This window comes from Mesorhizobium sp. M5C.F.Cr.IN.023.01.1.1, assembly GCF_003997585.1.
Classification (GTDB): domain Bacteria; phylum Pseudomonadota; class Alphaproteobacteria; order Rhizobiales; family Rhizobiaceae; genus Mesorhizobium; species Mesorhizobium wenxiniae.
Genome location: NZ_RZSU01000064.1, coordinates 16,853 through 38,507, shown reverse-complemented (window position 1 = coordinate 38,507; position 21,655 = coordinate 16,853). Strand labels below are relative to the sequence as shown.

Here is a 21,655-nt window from a genome sequence, read left to right as displayed (position 1 = left end):
GGGTGTAGGCGAAGGCGATGCGGCCGGGCTCGAACAACTGCCCCACCAGAAACTCAGCGCGTAGCCGCTCAGTCCCGTAGCCGTCGATGTCGCCCGGACCGGCGCCGAAGAGAACGCGCATCGTCATGCCGCCGCCTCGGCAGCTTCTGCATGGATCATCCCCTCGGTGAGGCAGAGGATCGCCAGGGCCTGGCCGTAGCCGGTAGGCTGAATCGGGATGTCGCGGTAGAACCGGAGATCATGGCCCATGCGGGTGCCGTAGGAAACGTTTCCGAGCACGCCGTTCTCGTCGATGCTGGCCAGCACCGCGTCGAGTGCGCGCAGGCCCGCCGGACCGCACGCCTTGGGCCCGATGCCTATGCGCGCAGCTTTCATGAGACCATAGCCGATGCCGGCCGTGGCGGACATCTCCTCATAGGACGTCGGGTCATCGAGCAAAGTGTGCCATGCTCCCGATGACGCCTGCAGGCGCAGTAGCGCGTCGATCTGGGCCTCCAGCACGCCGAGCAGATAGGCTTCGACTGGCTTGCCGATACCGCCGTTTTCGATCAGGTCGAGGATGCCGACCGTGATCCAGGCGTTGCCGCGGGCCCAGAGAGCGCGGGCAAAATTATGTCGGCCGGCAAATGTCCAGCCATGGAACCACAAGCCCGTTTTCGGGTCGGCGAGATAGCGAGCATGAACGAGGAACTGGCGAACAGCCTCGTCGATGCACGATTGCCGGCCGGCCGCGCGTCCGTAGAAAGCGAGGAACAGGCCAGCCATGAACAAGGTGTCGTCCCACAATTCGTCGTCGTTGATCTTGTCTGAGACATTGTGTTGGAACCCGCCCTCGGGCGTGCGAGGCATGTCGCGAAGCAGCCTTTCAGCCCATTGGCCGAGAGCCGTTTCCCAGCGCGGATCGCGTGTCTCGCGCCAGAGCAATGCCAGCGCCATCATCGGAGCGGTGGTGTTGATGTTCATCGGCGGTAGGCCCGCCCTTAAATGGCGCTCGTACCAGTCTTCGATTGTCTTCAAAAGCTTCGGATCGCGATTGTGCCGCCAGAGGCAAACGAGGCCGTAGAGCCCCACACCCTGCGGCCATTCCCAGGAATCGAAGCTGATGTAGTCGCCGGCCGTGCCGTCGAGGTTGGGCTCGTCGAAACGGCCGTCATGGCGCAGGCCCGTCATGCCGCGCACGAGCAGGTCGAGCTTTGAGCGCATATCTCTCGTTGACGCCACTACTCCTCCCAAGTTTGCGCGATGCCGGGCAAATGGGTGCCACAGGCATTTTTGTTGCGCAATCTGAAATTTTTTTGCAGCATGAAGGTCTGGTGAGGAAACAGCCGATGGTCGTGAAGGTCGAAAGCGGGAAGCGCGGCACGCTCAGCCGGCGCGTGCGGCTCGAAGACGTCGCCGCGCGCTGCGGCGTTTCCGTCAGCACGGCGTCGCGGGCGCTTGCCGGCGGCAAAGGCGTGCGCGGCGACCTTCGGTCGATGATCATCGAAACCGCCAAGAAGCTGAACTACACGGTCGCGACTTCGATCGCCGGCCGCAAGGTGATCCTCGCCGCAAGCAACGCTGCCAGGATCGACTATGGCCGCAACCAGTTCACCTTCTATGTGCTCGACGGACTGAACGAGCGCGCACGAACTCTCGGTGTCGAGCTGGTGTCGCGCTCGATCGCCGACGCCGGTGAGCAGATCGCGCTGCTCAATGAGGCCAGGCAAGACAAGAGCGTCGTTGGCTGTCTGTTTCTGACGCTCGACGACGAGGCGGTGCTGACGCTGACCGGCGGTTTCGGCAAGCCGATCGTGCTCATAAACGGCGATGACCCGGCGATGCACCATTCGAGCCTGACGCCATGCAACCGCTCCGCGGCGCATCTCGCGACGCAGCACCTGCTTGACCTCGGCCACCGGCGCATCCTGTTCCTGATGCGGCGCGGGCGGCGCACGATCGAGCGTCGCTTCGAGGGCTGGCAAGACGCCCTGCGAGAGCGCGGCCTGGCGGCCGGCGACCTGGCTGTGGAGGTGGCGGATTGGCTGCCGGACCTTGCGGCGGAAGCGATCGCGCGGCGCATTGAGGCTCGTGGCCTCGACTTCACCGCTGTGCTCGCCGCGGGCGACAGCCTCGCTATCGGCGCGATGATGGCGATCCGGAAGTCGGGTTACGAGGTGCCCGCCGACGTGTCGGTCATGGGCATGGATGACCTTCCGCAGGCGGCTTTCCAAAACCCGCCCCTCACGACGATGCACATCCCGATGCGCGAGATCGGCGCGGCGTCGCTCGACCTCCTGCTCGCCGATCTCGGCGGGGACCTGCCGCCGCGCCGTATCGAATTCGCCTGCCATATCGTGCAACGCCAGTCGACCGGCCCGGTTCGCGCCTGAGACGTATGGTCCACACCGTTGTCCGGGCCAGGCCATCACTACATCGATGGGGTCACGTTCGGGCCGTCTTCGAAGCGTCCGTAACCTCCGCCGAAGAAAAGCAGAGGCTCGCCGTCTCGCAAGGTCGCGGCGGTTACGCGGGCAACGACGATCAAATGGTCGCCGCCCTCATGCCCGGAGATCCGCACGCATTCGAACCGCGACAGGCAGCCACCCAGCAGCGGCACGCCGGCATCGTTCAGGTCGTGCTGGAGGCCGTCGAAGGCTTGACCGACGCGAGCAAAGCGCTGGCTCAGCTCCATCTGCTCCGCGCCCAGAACATGAACCGCGAAATGCTCGCAACCTGCGAAGGCGGCAAAGCGCCTCGAATGCCGGCCGATCGACCAAAGCACGATCGGCGGGTCGAGGGACACCGATGCAAAGCTGTTCGCCGTGATGCCAACGGGACCATCAGGCGTCATCGTGGTGACGACGGTGATACCGGTCGCAAAACGGCCGAGCGCGTCGCGGAACTCGCGCTTGCGGTCGGGGCCGGGCACGAAGCTTTTCATCGGTTGCTGCTCGGGGTTGAGGAAGTGGTACATCAGGCGCCCTTCTGGCCAAGGGCTGCGGTGTAAGCTTCAATCTCGTTGACGCGCATTCGCAGCATCATCATCGCCGCTCCCCGGTTCCGAGCGGGGTCGCCGGGGTGATTTCCGGCACCCGGCCATAGGCATGCGGCAGCGAGCAGGTGCTGATGTTCGGCAGCACGCGCTTGCCGAAGGACAAGGCCTCATCAAGATGCGGATAGCCGGAGAAGATGAAGGCGCGGATCCCCATTTTCCGGTATTCCTCGATCTCGCACATGACCTGGTCGGTCGAGCCGACGATCGCGGCGCCGCAACCGGAGCGGGCGCGGCCAACGCCGGTCCACAGATGCCGCTCGACATAGCCTTGTGCGTCGGCGCCGGCGCGGTTCTTTGCTTGGTGCGCGACGCCCAGGGATGTCGCGTCCAGTGCGCGGGCGCGGATAATTCTGCCCTGCTCGTCGTCGAGTTTCGAAACCAACTCCTCGGCATATTCGCGGGCTTCGGCTTCGGTGTCGCGCACAATCACGTGGACGCGCAGGCCATAATCCAATGTGCGGCCATGGGCGGCTGCACGCTCGTGAACATCACGCATGCGGTGCGCCAACACGTCCTTCGCCTCCGGCCACATCAGATACACGTCACACTGTGCGCCGCAGAGTTCGAGCGCGTCGGGCGAATAACCGCCGAAATAAAGTAGCGGCCCGCCATTCTGTTGGTAGGGCTTTGCGGGGTCGGCGGTTACTTTCCCGAATTGGTAGACTTCGCCCTGATGGTCGATTTCGTCGCGCGTCCAGGCCTGACGCAGGATTTCGATGACCTCGCGCGAACGCTGATAGCGGAAGCGGCTGTCGGCGAGTTCGCCGGGAAAGTCGGAAGAGATGACGTTTATAGTCAATCTGCCCTTTAGCATGTGGTCGAGCGTTGCGAGCGTGCGCGCCAGCATGATCGGCTGCATTTCGCCGCAACGCACCGCCGCGAGAAGGTTGATCGTAGAGGTTATCGGAGCGCAGCCCGCCACGAAGGACAGAGTATCCTGGCCGACCTGATAGGACGAGGGACACAGGATACTGCGAAAGCCCAGTTCTTCGGCTGTCTTGACGATATCTGAGCAGTGCTCCCAATTCGACCGCAGCGCGCCATCCGGTACGCCGAGATAGCGAAAATCATCGGAGCACAAAGCGGAAAACCACGACACTTCAGTTGCGTCGAGATCAGCGGACGTCACCGGAACGACCGTCAATGTCCGCACTCCCTTCGTCAATTGGCGCCGCGACTGCCTTTCCTGTTGCATATCATTCGTGATTGTGTAGATCAATAGTGTATCAATTTTGCGGTGGAGAAAATTTGACCACGTCCAAAAACGCGTACGCGCTTCCGAAGCATCAGCAGGTCAGCGAAATGCTCATTCGCGAGATCGCGGCTGGGCGGATGATCGAGGGCGAGAAGCTTCCGCCGGAGCGCGACATGGCTGCGGACCTCGGAATAGCGGTTGGTACATTGCGCAAGGCGCTCGGCGATCTCGAGCGCAAAGGCTTGCTCAGTCGCATCCAGGGTTCCGGCAACTACGTACGTTCGCAACCCGACGTGGCCAGTGTCTATTCCATGTTCCGGCTGGAGCTCCTGGAGGGAGGCGGGCTGCCGACGGCGCGCGTTCTGTCAGTCGATCGGCTGGCGAAACCGATGGACCTGCCGGTGTTCGGATCGAGCGGCGAGGCCCATAGAATAAGACGGCTGCGGAGCCTCGGCGGCATGCCGGCGGCGCTGGAGGAGATCTGGCTCGACGGTTCCCGTGCGGAGACGGTTGCTATCGAAGAACTGTCGGACTCTCTCTATCTCTACTACCGCAAGGCGCTCGGCATCTGGATCTCGCGTGCAGAGGACCGCGTCGGGGTCGGCCAGGTGCCGGGATGGTCGCTGCCTGAATTCGGCCTCGCGCCAGGCGCCGCCGCCGGCTTCATCGAGCGTACCGGCTGGACGCAGGACGGCGCCAGCGCGGAGTATTCCAGGACCTGGTTTGATCATGGCGTCGCGCGCTATGTCGCGCGGCTGCGATAGGGAACTGATATGGCGAAGCACATTTCCTACGGGATCATCGGCTGCGGCATGATGGGGCAAGAGCACCTTCGCAATATCGCGCTGCTGCCCGATGTCGGCGTCGCGGCGATCTTCGAGCCCGACGCGATGATGCGCGCACGCGCGGCAGACCTTGCCCCGCAAGCGTCGATCGCCGGCTCGGTCGCGGAGGTGGCGGCCGATCCGCGCGTCGACTGCTTGCTCATCGCCAGTCCGAACTATGTGCATTTCGCGCAGCTCAAGGAAATCGCTGCTATCCGTGCGCTGCCCATCCTGGTCGAGAAGCCGCTTTTCACCGATCCGGTCGACGCAGCCGCGGTGAAGGCGTTCGCCGCGACCTATACCGCACCAGTCTGGGTCGCGATGGAATATCGCTATATGCCGCCGGTCGCTCGATTCATCGAGCAGGCGCAGAACGCCACCGGCGGCATCCGGATGCTGACAATTCGCGAACATCGCTACCCGTTCCTGGACAAGGTGGCCCATTGGAACCGCTTCAACCGTCGATCGGGAGGCACTTTCGTCGAAAAATGCTGCCATTTCTTCGATCTCATGCGGCTGATTCTGAAATCGGAACCGGTAAGAATCATGGCGTCGGCCGGACAGGAAGTGAACCATCTCAACGAACGTTATGATGGCGAGACACCCGATATCTGGGATTGCGGCTACGTGCTGGTCGATTTCGCCAGCGGCGCGCGCGCCATGCTGGAACTATGCATGTATGCAGAGGGCAGCCGCTATCAGGAGGAGATCAGTGCCGTCGGTGCGCGAGGTAAAGTCGAATGCCTGGTGCCGGGTCCCGGCCGCTTCTGGCCAACTCATCTCGGCGCGGCGCCGACGCCGCAGTTGATCGTCAGCCCGCGCTTTCCGCAGGGACCGTACACCGTCGAGATCCCGGTCGACCCCCAATTGTTGACGGCCGGCGATCACAACGGCTCGACTTTCTATCAGCATCAGCGGTTCTGCGCCGCCCTACGAGGCGAAGGGCGGGTTGAGGTGACGTTGGATGATGGCTGGAAAGCTGTCGCCATGGGTATGGCCGCACAATTGTCGGCAAACCAGGGCACGGCCATTTCCAACCCACTCGATGCCTGCGAGTGCGCTCAGTGTGGCTGATGGTAGCTCACGTGACCGCTTGATCTTACTGACTAAGTGGTAGCGGAGACGGCTAAATCGCAAGATCCACGGCGTGAGCCGCCTGGTGGGATCAGTCAACGTTGCCTCCAATTGCCGCTACGGTTCGGACCAGCCTGTCCGCGACACAGGTCGATGCTCCAGCCGCCATGAGCATCTGCGGCAAGATCAACCATTCCAGCGTCCAGGCTGCACCAGAGCGCTCTTGCTCATGGATCAGCGCATGATGCATTCCCGACAATTGGACTGCGTTGTAGCGGGCAAGCGTCACCAGCATCTCGGCGTCGACGGGATTGCGCTTGTGCGCCATGGCGGACGATGAACCGCCGCCCGCCCGCTGGAGCTCGTCGCCTGCCTGCGCCATCAGCGCAATGTCCTGCCCGAATTTGCCGAGGCCGCCCGTCACAAGCGACAGCCAGTTGGCCAGTTCAGCGATGCGGTCGCGCTGGCTGTGCCATTGCGGTGCGTCGCCGAGGCCTAGCCGCCGGGCCAGCACGGCACGGACGGCGGCGCCTTTGTCTGCGAACTTTTCGAGTGTCCCGACGGCGCCGCCGAACTGGATGACGAGAACCGATCCTCGCACCGATTGAAGCCGCTCGTGGTGGCGCACGAGCGGTTCGCGCCAGCTTGTGACCCGGTCGGCTACGGAAATCGGAATCGCTGGCTGCATTCGGGTTCGGGCCATCAGCGGGCGATCGCCAAACCGATGGCCGAGATCGGCGAAGGCGACCACCAGAGCCGAAAGCCGTTCTTCCAACAGGTCGATACAGGCGCGAATTCGCAGGATCATGGCCGTGTCGATCACGTCCTGGCTAGTCGCACCGAAATGCACATGCTCCGAATGCGGCTCTCCCACAGCATGCCTGATCTGCCGCACGAGCTCCGGCACCATGACGCCGTCGCGCGCCGTTCCGTCCCTCAGCGCCTGGATTTCCGGCCGGAAGTTGTCGAGGACGCGTCCGATTGCGCTTGCTGCAGCCGCCGGGACGATGCCGAGTGCACCTTCTGCGTCGGCGAGGGCTTTCTCGAATTGCAGCATCGTCGCAAGTTCGGCCTCGACGCCGAGCAGCGTCGCCATCTTCTCATCGCCGAGAAGCCCGGACAGGAGAGGATTGTCGAATGCTGCGATCATATGTCGAAGAAGACCGTCTCGTTGATGCCCTGGAGATGAATGTCGAACTTATAGATGTTGCCATCGCGCGGCGCGACCAGCGTCGACACGCGCTCTCTTTGCTCAATGCGCATCAGGACGGGATCCTCGGCGTTGGCCGTTTCCTCGTCGCTGAAATACATGCGGGTGTGGAGACCAATGTTGATTCCACGCGCGACGATCCAGACAGTCAGATGCGGCGCCATCTTGCGGCCGTCAAAAAAGGGCACGCGACCGGGTTTGATGGTTTCGAACATGCATTCGCCCGTTGTCATGTCGGTGGGCAGCCGGCCCCAGCCGGTAAAATTCGGGTCGGCGGAGCCGCGCAGATCCGAGGGCGAATTGTAGATGCCGGCGGCGTCCGCCTGCCAGATCTCCACAAGCGCGTCTTTCAGCGGCGAGCCGGCGCCGTCGATCACCCGAATGTTGACCCAGATGCGTTCGCCCCTAGTCTTGTCGTTGACCATCGCGGTGCCAAGGTCGCGTTCATAGACGCCCGCGATACCGGCAAAGTTGGGCGTCAGCCCTATATGGACGTAGGGTCCCGCGGTCTGCGAGGCACTTTCCTTCAGCCGACCGAGAGCCTGGACCATCAGTTGCCCTCGATGCGGTTTTCGAACAGCGTCGAGCGGCGGCCGCGCAGCACAATGTCGAATTTGTATGCCCGCGCATCCATCGGTATCGTTGCCTCCATGTCGAGCGCGGCGGTGAGGCCTTCAATAGCACGGCGGTCGTTGATGGTCCGCACGATCGGGCACCTCCAGATCATCGGGTCGCCCTCGAAATACATCTGGGTGATCAAGCGCTGCGCGAAGCCGTGCCCGAAGATCGAGAAATGGATGTGAGCTGGACGCCAGTCGTTTGGTCCGTTGGGCCAGGGATATGGCCCCGGCTGGATCGTGCGGAAACAATAGGAGCCATCCTCGCCGGTGATGGTGCGGCCGCAGCCGCCGAAGTTCGGATCGAGTGGCGCGAAATAGGTCTCCTTCTTGTGTCGATAGCGTCCGCCGGCGTTGGCCTGCCATACCTCCAGCAACGCACCGGCGACGCCGATGCCGCGCTCGTCCAGTAGGCGGCCATAGACGAGGATGCGCGGCCCGATCGCGCTTTCGCCCGGCCCGGCAAAATTGTGTATGAGGTCATTGTCCAGTTCACCGAGAATATTGTGGCCGAAGACCGGCCCCGTAAGCTCCGACAGGGTGTTGTCGAGGGAAAGAAGCGGCCGTTGCGGCGAACGCAGAACGGAAGTCTTGTAGGCTGGCGTGAAGGCCGGCGGATGCCAGTTGCGGTCGCGCTGAAAGAAGGCGCCGATTTCCGGCGTGCGGTTAGCGGGAAAGCGCGAGTTGGTCATGATTTGCCGGCTTGAGCGTCCATTTCGTCGAACGTCTTCCTGGCGATCTTCATCGCATGATTTGCCGCCGGTATCCCGGCATAGATTGCTACGTGCAGCAGCGCCTCGCGTATGTCGTCGCGCGTCGCCCCGGTATTGACGCTGGCGCGGATATGCATCGCAACCTCTTCATCCTGCCTCAGCGCCGCGAGCAGCGCGATGGTGATCGCGCTTGGTGATGTTCGGCCGCGACCAGACGTGGCTCCATGCAGCCTCCGTGATCAGTTCCTGGAAAGGAATGTCGAATTCGGTCTTGGCCGCCTCTGCGCGGTCGACATGGGCGTCACCCAGCACCGAACGGCGCGTCGCCATCCCTTCGATGTATCGGTCGCCGTGTTGTGGCTTGCTCATTTGCGCTCTCTTCGCATGTCGTTCAGGAAGCCACGGATCAGCCCGGCGAGCCTTTCCGGCCGCTCGACGCATGGGATGTGGCCCGCATCGGCGATGACCTCGAACTGTGCGGCGGGGATTGAGCGGGCCAGCGATTCCACCAGTTCAGGCGGCGTCGATCCGTCCTGATCGCCGACAATGCAGAGTGTCGGCACTTTGATCGCGGCGGTCGTCGCAGTGAAATCGGCGTCGCGGATAGCCGCGCAGGCGGCCGCGTAGCCGGCCGGATCCTGGCGCGTCAGCATCGTTTTATATCCCGCCAATTCCTCGCCGCGATTTTTATGGAAATCCGGCGTGAACCATTTTCGCATCACGTCGTCGGCAAAGCTCGCGATGCCGTCCGACAGGGCCGCGTTGATGCGCCCGTTCCACATCTCGGCCGTACCGATTCTCGCTGCCGTATCGCAAAGGATCAACCCGTCGATCAAATCCGACCGCGTCTTGTAGACGCATTGCGCAATGACGCCGCCGATCGAAAGCCCGCAGATCACCGCGCGCTTTACGCCAAGAAGGTCGAGCAGCCCTGCAAGATCTGTCGCATGGGTCTCGATTGTTTGCGGCGCGACACCCAGTTCGCTCAAACCGTGTCCGCGCTTGTCAAACGCAACGAATGTACAGTCGTCGGCGAGCCTTCGCTCGACCTCGTTCCAGATGCGCATATCGGTGCCGAGCGAGTTCGCGAAGATGACCGTCGGCCTGCCAGCTGCGGGACGATGCCGGTAGTGGATCGTCGCGCCATTAATGCGAGCAAAGTTCATACCGGTCATATCTTTGGCATTCCTTTGGGCCGCATCAGCCGTTTTTGCGCGGCGATGCGGAATGGCGCGTTCGGCGCACCATATCCTGCATAAGCGCCGCGCCGTTCAACGAACTCGATAATGAACCCCTCTCCGAATGTCGGCGCATAGAGCTGGAAAAATTCGCCGTTGTCGTCGCGGTCGTAAAGGATGTTGGCTGAGCGTAACCTATCGGCGACCTCCGGATCCAAACCGAAACGAGCTTCTACGTCGTCGTAGTAGTTCATCGATATCTGAAGCGGTTCGAAGCCGTTTGCCTGCAGCTTCGCCGCCGTCGCAAAGATGTCATCCGTCGCGAGTGCCAGATGCTGGACGCCGGAACCAAAGGTTTCGGCGATGAAATGGCCAGCCAGGGTGCGGTGACTCTCGGCGCCGTTCAGCGTGAGGCGGAAGCGCTTGTCCAGGCCTTCGATCACCTGACTACGCACGAGACCGGCCGGATCGACGATGTCGACCATGGGGGTCTTGGTCGTCCTGAAGATCGAGACATAGAACAGCAGCCAGCTCGGCATCTCCTCCTGTGCCATGGTCTGCCCGACATGATCGATGCGGGTGAGGCCGACGCCATTGCCGGAGCTTGCCGACGTGACCGGCGTAAACTCTATGTCCCAGACCTTTGCCAGGTCGGTCTTGGCATCGAGGAAGTAGATCAGTCCGCCGCCGACGCCGCGGATCGCCGGGATCGACAACTCGCCGGGCCCGACCCGCTGGTGAAAGATCTCCGCGCCCAGCGCCTCGGCGCGCGCGACCGTGTCGGCGGCGTCCTCGACCTTCAGGCCCATCGCGTATGCCGACGTGCCATGGACAACAAAGGAAGAATGGGCAAAGCCCTGCCGCTCGGTATTGATGACAATATTGATCTCGCCCTGGCGGTAGAGCGTGACCTCCTTCGAGACGTGCCGACCGGCCTCGACAAAGCCGAGCATGCGCAACAGCGATCCAAGCTGTCCCGCGTCCTGGCGATCGGCCGCGAACTCGATGAACTCGACCCCTCCGACACCGATGCGGTCGGGCATGGGCGGGATAGCCATGTCAAGTGCCGGTTCTTCACGCCGCACCTGATCCAACAACCATACGAGCGAACGCCGTCCGTCGACGGAGATCGCCTTTGCCGACCCGCCACGGAACTGGTCGTTGAAAATCTCGAGCGACAGATAGCCGTCATAACCGGTTGCCGCGACCGCCTGCATGAACTGTCGCACCGGCAGATCGCCTTCGCCTGGCATGTTGCGGAAGTGCCGGCTCCAATAAAGCAAGTCCATTTCGATCAGCGGCGCGTCGGCGAGTTGGACAATGAAGATCTTGTCCGCAGGTATCGAACGGATGGAGCCGAGTTCAATCCTGCGGGCTAGCGTGTGGAAAGAATCGAGAACCAGCCCGATGTTCGGATGCTCAGTCCTGCGCACGATTTCCCACGCATCGCGATGATCGTTGACGTGACGCCCCCAGGCCAATGCCTCGTAGCCGACGCGCAGACCGCGCTTGGCGGCGCGCTCGCCAAGCTCGTGAAAGTCCATGGCCGCCCGGTCGATCCCGCCAAGCGAGACCGGCGACACCGACGAGCATACCAGCATCAGGTCGGTGCCGAGTTCCTGCATGACGTCGAACTTGCGCTCGGCACGATCAAAGGCGCGGTTGCGCTGGGGCTCCGGCAAACCCTCGAAGTCCCTGAACGGCTGGAAGAGCGTTATAGTCAGACCTGTGTCACCAGCCATTCGGCCGACGTCGCGCGGTGAGCCGTCAAAGGCGAGGAAATCGTTCTCGAAGATTTCAACACCGTCGAAGCCCGCGGCGGAAATTGCCGCAAATTTCTCCGCCAGGTCACCGGCGATCGACACCGTCGCGATCGAAGTCTTCAAGCGCGCTTCCTCCCTGGTTGGCATGAACGAACCAGTTCGTACATAATTAAGGCAACGCTGGCAGCACCGCAAGTTTCGGCGCGCTCAGCGTTCTGCGGGAGCTTCGTCCTTCGCGACAAAACGCAACAGCATCTCCACGCTGTTGCGTTTGAGCCGCTCGAGTTGTGCCGGCGCGCCGAAGTCGCGTCCGAAGATCATCGAAAAGGTGGCGCGATTGGAAACGTTGAAGAAGCACAGCGCGCTTACTTGCCAATGGAGTTCGACCGCATCGAGTCCCGGCCGGAAGACCCCCTCTTCGACACCGCGCGAATAGATGCGAGAGATATGGTCGATCGCAGTCACATTCAGTTCGCGGATCGCATCCGATTGTTCGAGGTATTGGCCGTGATGGATGTTCTCGATCATCACCATGCGGATGAATTCCTCGTGTCGGTGATGGTGGTCGAACGTGAACTCCACTAGGCGTGTCAGTGCCGCCACGGGGGGCAGACCTTCGATATCAAGTTGGGCCTCGCCCTCGCGCACCTGGCGATACGCGTTCTCGAGCGCGCGCAGATAGAGCCCCTCTTTGTCGCCGAAGTAGTAGTAGATCATGCGCTTGCTGAAGCGTGTACGCGCCGCAATCTCGTCTATGCGCGCGCCCGACAAGCCGTTCAGGGCAAACTCCTTGGAGGCGATCTCCAGGATGTTGCGGCGCGTGCCCTCAGGGTCCTGGATACGCGTCGTGCTCGTGTCCGGCTTCGGCTTTCGTTCGTTCTTGATAACGGCCATGCAATTTGGGTTCCCGCCTCGGCGCCAGCCGGCAATTGACTAAACTAACCAGTTAGTACATCTTCGCAAATCGCGACGGACTTATTTATCGGCGCGTTTGACGTGAACACAAGGGCGATCCAGGAATTGCCGCATGTGGGCCAGGAAGCGGCCCGCACAGGGAGGAATCTCGGGAGATGGGCGACAGCCTTGTCGACCTCCTTTGCCGTCTTGCGGACGAGCACAAGAGCGCCGCCAGCGGCGGCAGCGAAAAGGTCGTGATTGGCCTTGTCGGACGCGGCATTCAGTCATCGCGCACTCCCGGCATGCACGAGCGTGAAGCCCGGCGCCTTGGCATCGGCTATTCGTACCTTTTGCTCGATTTCGACAGGCTCGGATTTCCGGACGCGGCGATCGGCGACTTGATCGCGGCGGCGCAAATTGCGGGCTTTCAGGGTCTTAACGTCACTCATCCGTTTAAACAGGCTGTCATTCCCGTCCTGGATGCGTTGTCGCCGGAAGCGCACGCCATAGGCGCGGTGAATACGGTCGTGTTCACTGGCGGACGCAAGGAAGGCCACAACACCGACGGCTGGGGTTTCGCGGAGAGTTTTCGCGAAGCGATGACTGGCGCATCGATGGGCTGCGTCGCAATGTTCGGCGCCGGCGGGGCGGGCGCCGCAGTCGCAAACGCGCTGATGGAAATGGGCGTTGGCCGGCTGTTCGTCCTCGACAGCCTACCTAGTCGCGCCTCGGATCTTGCGTCGCGCATGGGCGCCTTTTTTGGCGGTCGCGTCGAGACGTGGCCGGACCCGGCCGCAGCCGTGCGCATGGCAAACGGCATCGTCAACACGACCCCGGTCGGCATGGCGAAATATCCCGGAACACCGTTCGACACGGCTCTTCTGACAGCCGAAAAATGGGTCGCCGACATAATCTATTTTCCGACCGAAACAGAGTTGTTGGTCGCGGCCCGTATGATCGGCTGCAGAACGCTGCCGGGCATCGGCATGGCGGTCTATCAGGCCGTCCGCGCGTTCGAACTCTTCACCGGGCGCAAGGCCGACCGCCGCGCCATGGCAGATCATTTCGAGGCCGCCGCGTGAAGGCAATGACGTCTATAACCATATGAAGACCATAGGGAGGAAATCGACATGAAAGCTGAAATGAACCGACGCCTGTTTATGGTCGCCGCCGGCGCGCTCGCCGCCGCGACCGCCGTTCCCGCCTTCGCGCAGGACAAGCCGAAGCTGCGTTTCTCGGCCGTGTTCTCCGAGCAGGACATCCGGGCCGAGATGATGAAAATGTTTGCCGACGCCATCAAGGACGACTTTGCCTTCGAGGGATATTACGGCGGCAACCTGTTCAAGCAGGGCACCGAACTTGTCGCCATTCAGCGCGGCAACCTCGAGATGGGCAACGTTGCCCCGCAGGACATCTCAAAGCAGATTCCGGCGTGGTCCATCGTCACCGCCGGCTACCTGTTCCGTGACGCCGCGCACGTTAAGGCGTTCTTTGCCAGCGATGCCGGTGCGGAGCTGAAGAGGATGACCGAGGACCAACTCGGCGTGAGGGTGCTCGGCCCTACCTATTTCGGCCTGCGCCAGGTCGGCCTGAAGCCGGACAAGGAAATCAAGACTCCCGCCGACATGGCAGGCATCAAGCTGCGTATGCCGGGTGGCGACGCCTGGCAATTCCTCGGCCAGGCGCTCGGTGCGAACCCTACGCCAATGGCCTACGCCGAGGTCTATACCGGCCTGCAGACAGGCGCAATCGACGGGCAGGACAACCCTCTACCCAACGTCGAGAACATGAAGTTCTACGAGGTCATGTCGCAGATCGTGCTTACCTCGCACCTTGTTGGTTTCGACCTTCTCAGCATCTCGAAAAAGGTGTGGGACGAGATGGGGGCCGAGAAGCAGGCAAAGGTCCAGGCCGCGGCGGACAAGGCGATCGACTTCTCGACAGAGAAACACCTGACGCGCGAGAAGGAACTCGTTGAAACGTTCAAGGGCAAGGGCCTGAAGATCTACGAGCCCGATGTCGCAGCATTCCGCAAGCATGTGCAGGAGCAATATCTTGCCTCCGCCTTGGCCAAGGAATGGCCTGCCGGGATGGTCGACAAGATCAACGCGCTTTGACGCGACGAACTCGCCGGCCGGTCCGCTTGCGACCGGCTGGCCGGTTTGGCCAGACGCCCGCCAGGGAGGCATCATGAACCCGGGGTTGAGAAAGGTCGGCGGCTGGCTCTACCGGCGCGCCGAGAACGCAATCGCCATAGCAATCGGCGCCATGTTCGCCGCGTTTCTGCTGCAGGTTGCTTTTCGCTACCTTCTCAAGTGGCCGACCGGCTGGAGCAACGAGCTCACCGTCGTACTCTGGATCTGGGTTGTGCTGTTCGGCGCAGCGTTCGTCGTTCGTGAAGAGGAGGAAATCCGTTTTGATCTCCTCTACGCCACAGTCGGTCCGGACATCAGGCGGGTAATGACGCTCGCCTTCGCAATCGCTCTCGTCGCGCTCTATGGCTGGTCCTTTCCGGCCGTCTTCAGCTACGTGACGTTCATGAAGGTCGAGAGCACCGCCTACCTCAAGATACGCTTCGACTGGCTGTTCACGATCTATCTCGTCTTCGTGGTCGCCGTGATCGCCCGCTACCTATGGCTGGCGTGGCGTGCTCTGCGCGGCGAAGCACCGGCGGAATTTGACCCCACGAAAGCGAGCTCAGGCGTATGAATCTCGCGAGTCCCTTTTCGCTGTCAGTCGTTGCGATCACAGCGCTGGCCCTGCTTGGCCTGCCGATCGGTCACTCGATGATCGCCGGGTCGATCCTCTATCTCTGGCTTGCAGGGCTCGACATGGGCACCTCCGCCGAGCAACTCCTCAACGGGCTCTACACAAGCTACATTCTGCTTGCCGTACCGATGTTCATTCTCGCCGCGGAATTGATGAACGCCGGGACTATGACCGACCGGCTGCTGCAATTCTGCAATGCCGTCGTCGGCCGTTTCCGCGGCGGCCTGGCGCAAGTCAACGTGCTGCAGTCGATCATCTTCGCCGGCATGTCCGGCTCGGCCATCGCCGACGCCGCGGGCACCGGCAAGATGATGCAGCAACTCATGACCAAGGATGGCAAGTACCCGGCGAGCTATGCCGCTGCGCTGACAGCCGTCACCTCCGTCATCGGCCCGATCATTCCTCCGTCAATTCCGCTGGTCATCTACGCGCTAATCTCGGATGCATCCATCGGCTACCTCTTCATTGCGGGTATCGTGCCGGGCCTTCTTCTCGCCCTGACGCAGATGATCATCGTCGCCATCGACGCGCGCCGGAAGAACTTTCCGGTCGAAAAGCCGGTGCCGCTCAGGGAATTTCCGGGGATCACCTTGCGGGCATTTCCGGCGCTGATGCTGCCGGTCGTTCTGCTGGTCGGCATAAGGGGCGGCGTGATGACCCCGACCGAGGCCGCGGCGGTCGCCGCCGGCTACGCGCTGCTCATCTCGGTCGCGATCTATCGCAGCGTGACGCCGGGCCAGCTCTATCATGCGCTTCTCAACAGCGCCCGCACCACGGCCTCGATCGGCATGCTCATCGCCGGCGCCCTGGTGTTCAACTACGTTGTTACGGTTGAGAACATTCCGCAGTCCCTGTCGGTGATCCTGAAGTCCTGGGATCTTTCGCCGATGGGTTTCCTGATCCTGGTCAACATCCTGCTGCTGATCCTGGGCTGCGTGCTGGAAGGCACGACTATCCTGCTGGTAATCGTGCCGGTGCTGATTCCGACGGCGCAGGCGCTCGGTGTCGACATGGTGCATTTCGGCGTAATGGTCGTCGTCAACATCATGCTCGGGCTGGTCACCCCGCCCTACGGGTTGCTGCTGTTCATCATGACCCGCATCGCAGAGGTGCCGCTGCGCGACCTGGTGCACGACGTAATGCCGTTTCTCTATGCGATGATTGCCGCCCTGATGCTGATCACCTTCTTCCCATCGCTGGTGCTGTGGCTGCCGCGCCTGCTGGGCTATCAAGGATAGGACCATGACCAAGCCAATCTTCGTTCTCAACGGCCCAAATCTCAACCGGCTCGGCATGCGCGAGCCGGAGATCTATGGGCGGACGACACTCGCAGAAATCGAGGGGATGTGCCTTGACGCCGCCGGCGACCATCCGATCCGTTTTCACCAGTCGAACATTGAGGGCGAAATCGTCAACTGGGTGCATGAGGCGATCGACGACGGCGCGGGCATTCTGATCAATCCCGCCGGTTTGAGCTTCATTTCGATCCCGGTGCTCGATGCGCTTAAAATGTTTCCGGGCCCGATCGTCGAACTGCATATCTCGAACATCCATCGCCGCGAGGAGATCTATCATCGGTCGCTGGTATCGAAGGTCGCCACCGGCGTGATCGCGGGGCTCGGCGCCGCGGGCTATCCGCTCGCGATCCGCTGGCTCATGGACCAGGTAGACCGATAGTATCGCCATGCCTGAACCCTGTATCATCGCTGTTGCAATCACCGGCTCGCTGCCGCGCAAGGAAGACAATCCTGCGGTGCCAATCAGCGTGGCCGAACAGATCGAGTCGACCCAGGAAGCCTTTGAAGCAGGTGCGTCGCTGGTGCACATCCACGTGCGCAATGACGATCAGAGTTCATCGTCTGAACCAACGCGCTTCGCTGCCGTTCAGGCGGGGGTGCGTAGGCACTGCCCCGGTATGATCGTCCAGTTTTCGACCGGCGGGCGCGGTCGTGATCCTGCAGCGCGTGGCTCGGCGCTATATCTGAAGCCGGACATGGCCTCGCTCTCGACCGGTTCGGTCAACTTCCCACGCATGGTCTACGAGAACCATCCCGCCCTGATCGGTGATCTCGCAACCGCGATGAAGGCAAATGGCGTGCTGCCGGAGATCGAGATCTTCGACCTCTCGCACCTTCACACTGCCAGGCGGCTGGCCGACGCGGGACTTTTAGGTGAGCGCCCGCACATCCAGTTTGTCATGGGCGTGCAAAACGCACTGCCTGCGGAGGAGAGATTGCTCGATGTGCTCCTCGGGGAAGCGAAACTCCTGTTTCCACCATCCACCTGGACAGCGGCCGGAATAGGCCGCAACCAGACGATCGTAATGGAATGGGCGTTGGCGCGCGGAGCAGACGCAGTGCGCACTGGACTTGAGGATAATATCAGGATCACCAAGGAACGCCTGGCGCGCAGCAACGCCGAGCTTGTCGAACTCGCGGCGGCCTCAGTCGAGAAGTTTGGCCGGCGCGTGGCCACCGTCAACGAGGCGCGCCAAACGCTTGGTCTGGCTTAGGATCGTAATTCCTGGCTGCAACTTCTCGCCGCTTTTTTACGGTGACAGTGCACCATTTTCTTTTCCCCACCTGCCGCGTTTTCCCGATTTCACAGCTTTTCCGGTTTGCTCGGCAATTCGGCCAGAAGTGGTTCGCTGCCCACCGGCCGCCCAGATGCCGACATCGGCAGCGCGGCGATGAGAGTCGAGCCATGCGTTCAATCTACACACAGCGACAGCCGAGCAAACGTGGCAAAAATGCACTGTCACCGTAATGCTAATGCACCGTAATGCCGTAATGGCAACTCACCCCAGCCAATACCTCGGCCCCGGCCCCTTGCGACCTGCCATATCGGAAGGGTTCGCAAGGCTACACCGGTCGATCGACAGGCAGCCGCAACCAATGCACTCGGTAAGCCCAGACCTCAGGCGCTGCAACTCGGCGATGCGCTGGTCGATGCGCTTGGTCCACTGACCCGACAACCGCGACCAATCCCGACGCGACGGCACGCGATCGGCTGGCAACTTGGCGAGCTCGGCGCCGATCTCCTCAAGCGTCAGCCCAATTCGCTGGGCAAAGACGATGAAGGCGATCCGGCGCAGCACGGAGCGCGGATAGCGTCTGTGTCCCGAGCCGGCCCGCTCGGACGCGATCAGCCCGCGCTCCTCGTAGAAACGCAACGCCGATGAGGCGACGCCGCTGCGCCGCGACACGTCGGTGATGGTCAGCATGGATTCCATGCATGAACGAAAGCACAATTCCCGCTTGACTTCAAGTTAACTTGAACTTGTAGCAACGGGCAGTACAGATCGAAGGAGCACCGGCAATGCAGACGAATATCGATCTTCAGGGACTTCGCGTGGCGGTCACGGGCGGCACGTCCGGCCTCGGACTGGCGCTTGTGCGGCAGCTTGCCGAGCAGTGTGCGTCCGTCGCCTTCGTCGCCCGCACCACCGCGGACGTCGAACGCATCGCCGACGAGACCGGCGCGCACGGGATTGTCGGCGACATCGGCAACAAGGAGGACATCTACCCGACCGCGTTGCAAGTCACCGCCAGCCTCGGCGGGCTCGACGTCCTGATCAACAATGCGTCGAGCCTCGGACCTGTTCCTCTGGCGCTTCTTGCCGATACCGAGTGCGAGGAGTTGGAAAAAGCGCTCGCGGTCAATCTCGTCGGCGCGTTCCGGCTAACGAAAGCCCTGTTCGGTGCGCTTGCCGCGTCCGCACGCGAGGGCCGTGGCGCGCTGGTGATCAACATCTCCAGCGACGCAGCGGTGAACGCCTATCCCGGCTGGGGCGCATATGGCGCGAGCAAGGCTGCTCTTGCCCATCTCACGGCGATTTGGGACGAGGAGGCGAAAGCCGACAGCATCCGGCTCCTCGCGCTCGACCCTGGCGATATGGACACCCCGCTGCACGCGCTGGCGCTTCCTGACGCCGATCCGTCGACATTGAAGCGCCCCGAGCTGGCTGCTGCCGAGATCATCGGAAAGATGCTCGACGCGTTGCCGGTCCGCTCTACGCTTCTCGCCGGGGCACATACATGATTGCCGCCGACCGTCCCGATCGGCGCTTCGCAAGACTGTTCGTCGTCGAGGCCGATGGCACGATGCGCGACCTGCCGCGCGCTGTGCTCGCGACGCTATTCGATCCCGGCGATCTGGTCGTCGCCAATGACGCCGCGACCTTGCCTGCCAGCTTGCACGGCGTGCATGTCCTCAGCGACGAAGCGATCGAGATCCGCCTGGCAGGCTGGCTGTCACTTCCCGATCCAATCCGCTTCGTGGCGATTGCCTTCGGCACGGGCGATCATCGCACGCGCACGGAAGACCGGCTGCCGCCGCCTCCGCTGTCACCAGGCGATCGCCTCCAGCTCGGCCCGCTTGACGCCGTCGTAGAGCGCCTTCTCGACCATCCTCGCCTTGTCGAGCTGCGCTTCCCAGGCAACCGCGCAGCGGTGCTTGCAGGCCTGGCGCGGCACGGCCGGCCGATCCAATACGCGCATGTTCCCGAACCGCTGGCCCTGTGGGATGTCTGGACGAAGATTGCCGCCGGGCCGGTCGCGTTCGAGGCGCCATCGGCAGGCTTTGCGCTCGACTGGCTCGCGCTCCAAGCCTGGCGTCGGCGCGACGTCGGCTTCGCAACACTCACGCATGCCGCGGGCGTTTCTTCCACCGGCGATCCCGCGCTCGATCTGCGCCTCCCTTTCGACGAGCCGTACCGCATCCCTGAGCACACCGCGACGCAGGTCGCGCGGGCGAAGCTCGGCGGCAGCCGCATCATCGCGATCGGCACGAGCGTGGTGCGCGCGCTTGAGGCAGCCGCCAATCCCGACGGCAATGTGCGTGCCGGAATTGGCATTGCGACAGGGCGCATCGCGCGGGGCACGCGGCTTCACGTGGTTGACGCGATTCTCACAGGCGTCCACCAGCCCGGCGAAAGCCATTTCGAGCTCCTGCGTGCCTTTGCCGACGATGCTCTGCTCGCCAAGGCCTCCGCAGACTTCACCGCGTACCGATACCGCACGCATGAATTCGGCGATTCCATGCTGCTCAATCGCCAACCGCAGCATCTATAGCGCGAACAGGACCGGGCCGCTTCCTCCCTCACATGCGTCCATCACGGTCATGGAAGATTGGCCCATCGCCTCCACGGTGGCACGCCTGGACGCTGCATTCGGCGAGGCGCACTTCGATCTAGAGATGAGCGGTTGCCTGCTGGCTAGGGTCCGACACAACTTTCACCCGCACTAGCCTGACGACTGGATCTCACGGCTCGCCCAGCACATCGGCAGCCGCTCAAACCTTGCTTCAGCCTCGTGCTGGACGTTCCGAACGCTGGCGATATCAGCGGCTTCGTATTCGCAGATCATGCGCAGCCGGTCAGATGACAGTAACTACGGATCCAGCGGACATCGCAGAGGTCGAGGCACGGCGCCATCCTCGCCTCCACCGCATTACGGTGACAGTGCACCATTTCTTTTTCCCCGCCTGGCCGCGTTTTCCCGATTCACCGGTTTTCCGGTTTGCTCGGCAATCCGGTCCGGAGTGCTTCGCTGCCCACCGGCCGCAGATGCCGACATCGGCGGCGCAGCAATGCAAAATCGAGCTATGCGTTCAATCTACACACAGCGACAGCCGAGCAAACATAGCAAAAGTGCACTGTCACGGTAATGACTGGCTCAACGCGGTCGCCGCAGCATCGGGACTTGCGTCGGCGATGAACCGACCTGGATCGCGCCGAGCGGTTCGAAGCCGTGGCGCCGGTAGAACGGAATGTTGCGCGGGTTCGAGGAATCCAGATAGGCGGGCGCGTGATCGCGATCGCACTGCGCGAGCGCGTACGCCATCAAGGCGTCGCCGTGACCTTCGCCCTGATGCGCCGGGTCGACGCCGATCGCGGGCAAATACCAATGTGGTTCGGTCGGGTGGTACTTGGCCATCTGCTCGAATATAGCGGCGACTTCAGGGGCAAGGGAGGGCGCAACCGTGCTCTCGACAACCGCACCAAGCCCTTCCTCGTCGGCATGCACACCGGGCGACAGCCACAGCGCTGTCCCGACGTAGCCATCGGTGCAAAAGCCGCTTCCGTTTGAGAATGCCCTGGCCCCGAACGCGCGGACCAGTCGCGGCATGGCCGCAAGGTACTGGTGTGCATGCGGCCAGGTCCATCGCGCCATGGGATCCGCTGCAAACGCCAGCACTATTGTTCCGACCGCCGGATCTTCATCGGCCGCGGCCATAACTCTTACTGTCGGCGATTTCATGCTGCCCTCCAAGCGACGCAGGTGGTTCGACGAGGCGCCCGCGCCCTCAACAGGCGCCGCAACAAGCGGGCAGGAGTCCGTGATCAGGCAGTCCATCGGAAACCCACCCCAAAATCTG

General features: G+C 62.4%; 22 protein-coding genes and 1 pseudogene. 11 read left to right on the top strand and 12 right to left on the bottom strand.

Features of this window, described 5'->3' with window-relative positions; translation table 11 throughout:
- Positions 1-123: 123 nt before the first annotated feature.
- Positions 124-1,221 carry a glycoside hydrolase family 88 protein gene (locus tag EOA78_RS23160; protein WP_348628499.1) on the bottom strand — a complete coding sequence of 366 codons (1,098 nt, stop codon included), beginning with the start codon at positions 1,219-1,221 and terminating at the stop codon, positions 124-126.
- A gap of 107 nt (positions 1,222-1,328) precedes the next feature.
- Between EOA78_RS23160 and EOA78_RS23155 the strand changes: the two genes are divergently transcribed.
- A complete protein-coding gene (locus tag EOA78_RS23155; RefSeq protein ID WP_127317142.1) occupies positions 1,329-2,372 on the top strand; it encodes a LacI family DNA-binding transcriptional regulator in 1,044 nt (347 codons plus the stop codon).
- 38 nt (positions 2,373-2,410) lie between these two features.
- On the opposite strand, the gene EOA78_RS23150 is transcribed toward EOA78_RS23155, so the two are convergent.
- Both EOA78_RS23150 and EOA78_RS23145 read right to left on the bottom strand, forming a co-directional pair.
- Positions 2,411-2,956, bottom strand: coding sequence for a flavin reductase family protein (locus EOA78_RS23150; protein ID WP_127317141.1), 546 nt, complete (start codon positions 2,954-2,956; stop codon positions 2,411-2,413).
- A 67-nt stretch (positions 2,957-3,023) separates the two neighbouring features.
- A complete protein-coding gene (locus tag EOA78_RS23145) occupies positions 3,024-4,181 on the bottom strand; it encodes an LLM class flavin-dependent oxidoreductase (RefSeq protein ID WP_127317140.1) in 1,158 nt (385 codons plus the stop codon).
- A gap of 104 nt (positions 4,182-4,285) precedes the next feature.
- On the opposite strand from EOA78_RS23145, the gene EOA78_RS23140 reads away from it, so the two are divergent.
- Together EOA78_RS23140 and EOA78_RS23135 are read left to right on the top strand one after the other, a co-directional pair.
- Positions 4,286-4,996, top strand: coding sequence for a GntR family transcriptional regulator (locus tag EOA78_RS23140; protein ID WP_281034058.1), 711 nt, complete (start codon positions 4,286-4,288; stop codon positions 4,994-4,996).
- A 9-nt stretch (positions 4,997-5,005) separates the two neighbouring features.
- Positions 5,006-6,130 carry a Gfo/Idh/MocA family oxidoreductase gene (locus EOA78_RS23135; RefSeq protein ID WP_127317139.1) on the top strand — a complete coding sequence of 375 codons (1,125 nt, stop codon included), beginning with the start codon at positions 5,006-5,008 and terminating at the stop codon, positions 6,128-6,130.
- Between the two features lie 91 nt (positions 6,131-6,221).
- On the opposite strand, the gene EOA78_RS23130 is transcribed toward EOA78_RS23135, so the two are convergent.
- The 7 genes and pseudogenes from EOA78_RS23130 to EOA78_RS23100 all read right to left on the bottom strand — a co-directional run bounded on the left by EOA78_RS23130 (position 6,222) and on the right by EOA78_RS23100 (position 12,505).
- Positions 6,222-7,280, bottom strand: coding sequence for a 3-carboxy-cis,cis-muconate cycloisomerase (locus EOA78_RS23130; RefSeq protein ID WP_127317138.1), 1,059 nt, complete (start codon positions 7,278-7,280; stop codon positions 6,222-6,224).
- A complete protein-coding gene (gene pcaG, locus EOA78_RS23125) occupies positions 7,277-7,891 on the bottom strand; it encodes a protocatechuate 3,4-dioxygenase subunit alpha (RefSeq protein WP_127317137.1) in 615 nt (204 codons plus the stop codon). Before pcaG ends, EOA78_RS23130 begins: the two co-directional genes overlap by 4 nt.
- Positions 7,891-8,649 (bottom strand): protocatechuate 3,4-dioxygenase subunit beta, encoded by a 759-nt coding sequence (gene pcaH / locus EOA78_RS23120; protein ID WP_127317136.1) that lies wholly within the window; start codon positions 8,647-8,649, stop codon positions 7,891-7,893. Before pcaH ends, pcaG begins: the two co-directional genes overlap by 1 nt.
- A pseudogene (pcaC, locus tag EOA78_RS23115) lies at positions 8,646-9,039 on the bottom strand (4-carboxymuconolactone decarboxylase). The gene pcaH and the pseudogene pcaC overlap by 4 nt, the downstream one beginning before the upstream one ends.
- Positions 9,036-9,836 carry a 3-oxoadipate enol-lactonase gene (pcaD, locus tag EOA78_RS23110; RefSeq protein ID WP_127317145.1) on the bottom strand — a complete coding sequence of 267 codons (801 nt, stop codon included), beginning with the start codon at positions 9,834-9,836 and terminating at the stop codon, positions 9,036-9,038. Before pcaD ends, pcaC begins: the two are co-directional and overlap by 4 nt.
- A gap of 5 nt (positions 9,837-9,841) precedes the next feature.
- A complete protein-coding gene (locus EOA78_RS23105; RefSeq protein WP_127317135.1) occupies positions 9,842-11,734 on the bottom strand; it encodes a bifunctional sugar phosphate isomerase/epimerase/4-hydroxyphenylpyruvate dioxygenase family protein in 1,893 nt (630 codons plus the stop codon).
- Positions 11,735-11,818: 84 nt separating this feature from the next.
- Positions 11,819-12,505: a TetR/AcrR family transcriptional regulator gene (locus EOA78_RS23100; RefSeq protein ID WP_127317134.1), complete on the bottom strand. Its 687-nt coding sequence runs from the start codon at positions 12,503-12,505 to the stop codon at positions 11,819-11,821.
- A 176-nt stretch (positions 12,506-12,681) separates the two neighbouring features.
- On the opposite strand from EOA78_RS23100, the gene EOA78_RS23095 reads away from it, so the two are divergent.
- From EOA78_RS23095 to EOA78_RS23070, 6 genes are all read left to right on the top strand, one after another.
- Positions 12,682-13,590, top strand: a complete 909-nt coding sequence (locus EOA78_RS23095; RefSeq protein WP_127317133.1) for a shikimate dehydrogenase — start codon at positions 12,682-12,684, stop codon at positions 13,588-13,590.
- Positions 13,591-13,638: 48 nt separating this feature from the next.
- Positions 13,639-14,625, top strand: a complete 987-nt coding sequence (gene dctP / locus EOA78_RS23090; RefSeq protein ID WP_127317132.1) for a TRAP transporter substrate-binding protein DctP — start codon at positions 13,639-13,641, stop codon at positions 14,623-14,625.
- A gap of 73 nt (positions 14,626-14,698) precedes the next feature.
- Positions 14,699-15,217 carry a TRAP transporter small permease subunit gene (locus EOA78_RS23085; protein ID WP_127317131.1) on the top strand — a complete coding sequence of 173 codons (519 nt, stop codon included), beginning with the start codon at positions 14,699-14,701 and terminating at the stop codon, positions 15,215-15,217.
- On the top strand, positions 15,214-16,515 hold the full coding sequence (locus EOA78_RS23080; protein ID WP_127317130.1) for a TRAP transporter large permease: 1,302 nt from the start codon (positions 15,214-15,216) through the stop codon (positions 16,513-16,515). Before EOA78_RS23085 ends, EOA78_RS23080 begins: the two co-directional genes overlap by 4 nt.
- 4 nt (positions 16,516-16,519) lie before the next feature.
- Positions 16,520-16,954 carry a type II 3-dehydroquinate dehydratase gene (locus EOA78_RS23075; protein ID WP_127317129.1) on the top strand — a complete coding sequence of 145 codons (435 nt, stop codon included), beginning with the start codon at positions 16,520-16,522 and terminating at the stop codon, positions 16,952-16,954.
- A 7-nt stretch (positions 16,955-16,961) separates the two neighbouring features.
- On the top strand, positions 16,962-17,789 hold the full coding sequence (locus tag EOA78_RS23070) for a 3-keto-5-aminohexanoate cleavage protein (protein WP_127317128.1): 828 nt from the start codon (positions 16,962-16,964) through the stop codon (positions 17,787-17,789).
- Positions 17,790-18,074: 285 nt separating this feature from the next.
- Here the strand turns inward: EOA78_RS23070 and soxR are convergent, their stop codons facing one another.
- Complete coding sequence (gene soxR / locus EOA78_RS23065; RefSeq protein WP_127317127.1) at positions 18,075-18,509, bottom strand: redox-sensitive transcriptional activator SoxR; 435 nt, start codon at positions 18,507-18,509, stop codon at positions 18,075-18,077.
- 86 nt (positions 18,510-18,595) lie between these two features.
- Between soxR and EOA78_RS23060 the strand changes: the two genes are divergently transcribed.
- Together EOA78_RS23060 and EOA78_RS23055 are read left to right on the top strand one after the other, a co-directional pair.
- A complete protein-coding gene (locus EOA78_RS23060; RefSeq protein ID WP_127317126.1) occupies positions 18,596-19,318 on the top strand; it encodes an SDR family oxidoreductase in 723 nt (240 codons plus the stop codon).
- Positions 19,315-20,349: an S-adenosylmethionine:tRNA ribosyltransferase-isomerase gene (locus EOA78_RS23055; RefSeq protein WP_127317125.1), complete on the top strand. Its 1,035-nt coding sequence runs from the start codon at positions 19,315-19,317 to the stop codon at positions 20,347-20,349. The genes EOA78_RS23060 and EOA78_RS23055 overlap by 4 nt, the downstream gene beginning before the upstream one ends.
- A 603-nt stretch (positions 20,350-20,952) precedes the next feature.
- On the opposite strand, the gene EOA78_RS23050 is transcribed toward EOA78_RS23055, so the two are convergent.
- Positions 20,953-21,537: a GNAT family N-acetyltransferase gene (locus EOA78_RS23050; protein WP_127317144.1), complete on the bottom strand. Its 585-nt coding sequence runs from the start codon at positions 21,535-21,537 to the stop codon at positions 20,953-20,955.
- Between the last annotated feature and the right edge of the window lie 118 nt (positions 21,538-21,655).